Genomic DNA, 3087 nt, shown 5'->3' with positions numbered 1-3087 from the left:
ATCTGGACCGCAAGGGGGTGGTGCCGTTCGGCGTGCCGACCTCGCTGGCCGCGATCTGTACGCTGGCGTTCCTGATCTACAAGAGCTTGATCCTGGCGAGCAGTTCTGGGATCCTCAATCAGCTCAACTGACCTCGACAGTTCGCGCGGCTGAACGCGCTGCGATCGACACTTCCCCGAAGCCTTCGCCGGCGCGTTGGCTGACGGAACAAACGAAAACCCGCCTGTGCGGCGGGTCACTGGCGCAAATCAGCACCATGGACAAAAATGTACCATAGCTGAGTGCAGGGAGTCAAGAAAAAATTCCTATCAGGTTGATGGCTAGATAAACAATCACAGGGAGAAGGCAGCATGGCACTTCACCTTTCGGCGGATGCTCCGGTCTCGGTCGCGGCGCCTCCACAGAAATATCTATTTGGTCCGTTCATCGATTTTTTCATGCTCGGCGGGAGCGCGTTCCTGATCCTGCCGATCCTGTTCTTTGTGCCTCTTAGATACGAGGGCGTTGTGGCGGCGGTAATGCTCTTGCTCGCCAATCTGATAAACCATCCACATTTTGCCCACTCGTATCAGATTTTCTATCGCGATTTCGGGCGCAAGGTGCGCGGCGACGGATATGACAGGAATCTCCAGATCCGCTACATCATCGCGGGCATTGCCGTCCCAATGATCATGGTCGCTTTCTTCGCCTATGGCTCCGTAACCGGCAACGCCCGCCTGCTGGGATATGCCACCAACGCGATGGGCTTTTTCGTCGGCTGGCACTACGTCAAGCAAGGCTATGGCATGCTGATGGTGGACGCGGTGCTGAAGCGCAAATTCTTCAGCGACCAGGACAAGAAAGCGCTGCTGTTCAACGGATATGCCGTGTGGCTGTTCGCCTGGCTCCAGACAAACGTGGTGATCACCGAAAGGCAGTACTGGGGCCTGGACTACTACACATTCGCTGTCCCGCCCTGGCTCCTCAACATCGCGCTCGCGGTCGCCGCTGCCTCCTCGGCGGCCACCGCCGTGATGTTCGTCAATCGCTGGCGCAAACATGGCGGCGCGCTGCCGTATAACGGCGTCGTCGCTTACGTCGTGTCGCTCTATGCCTGGATTCTGTTCGTGGCCCTAAATCCGCTTTGGCTGCTCGTGGTGCCGGCGCTCCATTCGTTGCAGTATCTGGCGGTGGTCTGGCGTTACCAGACCAATGTCGAGCGCGACCGCGCGGATGCCGTCAAGGATCCGGAATTCAGGGTGCTGTCCATTCTTGGGCCGATGTACAGGCTGCGGGTGCTGATATTCATCGTCGCCGGCACAATTCTCGGTGCTCTCGGTTTCTGGCTCGTGCCGATGGCGCTAAGTGCCCTGGTTCCCTACGACAAACAGGTGCTCGGCTCGTCGCTTTTCCTCTTCATCGCGTGGATATTCATCAACGTGCACCATTACTTCCTGGACAATGTGATGTGGCGTCGCGGCAACCCGGAAGTCTCGAAATATCTGTTCCGCTAACCCTCAGTCCGTTGGATGTTCAGTCCCGCAGGAGATCGAACATCAGCTTGAAGAAGCGGTCCGCGTCGACCTCATGGGCGATGCGGGCATTGTCCTTTTCACCGCGCTCGCCCCAGTAGTCGGCGATGGTCGCGCCGAAGGCGTAGGTGCCGGACAGGTCGACGCCGATATGGGCAGGGCGAGTGCGCACCAAGGTCGGGTCGATGGCCAGCGCCAGCGCCAGCGGATCGTGCATGGCGCCGCCGACGCCCATCGAGTTGCGGTGCAGCTTCTCGTAGAACAGCAGCCAGTCGTTGACGAGCCGGCCGAGCGGCGTGTCGATGGTGGCGAGTTCGGCATATTGCGGCGCCTCGATCAGCACCTGCATGGTGACGTCGAGGCCGACCATCAGGATCGGCACGCCGCTGTCCAGCACGATCTTCAGCGCTTCGGGATCGCAGAACGCGTTGAATTCGGTCGGCGTGATGATCTCGCTCTTGCGGTAGAACACGCCGCCCATCCAGATCAGTTCCTTGATCTTGGGCAGCACGTCGCGATGCTTGAGGATCATCAGGCCGATATTGCTGAGCGGGCCGGTGGCAACGACCAGGATCGGTTCGGGCGCGGCGCGCAGCCTGTCGGCCAGGAAATCGACGGCATGCTGGTCAACCGGCTTGATCGTCGCCTGCGGCAGGTAGGGCGAGCCCTCGAGCCCGCTCGGGCCATCGGCGGTGCCGAGCACCAGCGGGCGCGCCAGCGGGCGGTGACAGCCCTGCGCGACAGGCACGTCGCCGGCGCCGATATACTCCAGGATGCGCAAGGCATTGGCGGTCGTCTTCTCGACTTCCGCATTGCCGCAGGTCGTGGTGACGCCGATGAGTTCGATGGCCGGCGAGCGATGCGCCATGACCAGCGCGATGGCGTCGTCGTGGCCGGGGTCGCAGTCGAACAGGATAGGAGTTGGCTTGGTCATCATGTCGTCTTTCACGCCGCCCGCTCGTAGCGCGCTATGGTTTTCTTGAAGCCGTCGAGGAAACGCCGGCCGTCCAGGCCGGTGCAGATGCGGGTGGTCTTGGGCCCGCCGCCGGGCAGCAATTGCCGGCCGCGATAGGCGACGGTCTGGCCGCGCGCCAGCCTGCCGTCGAGCACGACGTCGGCGAACAGCGGCTCGGTCATCGTCGCCAGGCCGGGATCGAAAGCCAGCGCCACGGTGATCACGTCATCCATCGGGAACCCGACGAGGTCGAAGAATTCGCGCCAGATGTCGATGTAGATCGGGAAGCTGTCGGCGATCATCTCAAGGACGGGATTGTCCTTGGCGACGGCCTGCATGTCGGCGATGTCGTCGCGCGTCAGCATCGAGTCGGCGACGCGGTTGTCCTCGCAGATGTCGAGGGGGACGAGGATCTTCTCGACATCGGCGTTGAGCACGATGCGCGAAGCCTCCGGATCGGCCCAGATGTTGTATTCCGACAGGGGTGTGATGTTGCCCGGCGTCTGGAAATTGCCACCGAGCACGATCAGCCGCTTGAGTGCACCGGTCAATCGCGGCTCCTGCAACAGCGCCATCGCCGCGTTGGTCAGCGGGCCGGTCGTCACCAGCGTGATCTCGCCC

General features: G+C 61.7%; 3 protein-coding genes. 1 reads left to right on the top strand and 2 read right to left on the bottom strand.

What is annotated here, in order from left to right; genetic code table 11:
* The first annotated feature begins 350 nt into the window (after nt 1-350).
* On the top strand, nt 351-1493 hold the full coding sequence (locus EOA22_RS29055) for a hypothetical protein (protein ID WP_063170099.1): 1143 nt from the start codon (nt 351-353) through the stop codon (nt 1491-1493).
* 19 nt (nt 1494-1512) lie between these two features.
* On the opposite strand, the gene EOA22_RS29050 is transcribed toward EOA22_RS29055, so the two are convergent.
* Together EOA22_RS29050 and EOA22_RS29045 are read right to left on the bottom strand one after the other, a co-directional pair.
* Nucleotides 1513-2445: a nucleoside hydrolase gene (locus tag EOA22_RS29050; RefSeq protein WP_224621367.1), complete on the bottom strand. Its 933-nt coding sequence runs from the start codon at nt 2443-2445 to the stop codon at nt 1513-1515.
* A gap of 11 nt (nt 2446-2456) precedes the next feature.
* On the bottom strand, nt 2457-3087 hold a 631-nt coding region (locus EOA22_RS29045), incomplete at its 5' end, for a nucleoside hydrolase (RefSeq protein WP_164755947.1).

This window comes from Mesorhizobium sp. M7A.F.Ca.US.014.04.1.1, from assembly GCF_003998745.1.
Lineage (GTDB): Bacteria > Pseudomonadota > Alphaproteobacteria > Rhizobiales > Rhizobiaceae > Mesorhizobium > Mesorhizobium ciceri.
The sequence above is the reverse complement of the archived record's forward strand: the minus strand, read 5'-3'. Positions and strand labels throughout refer to the sequence as shown.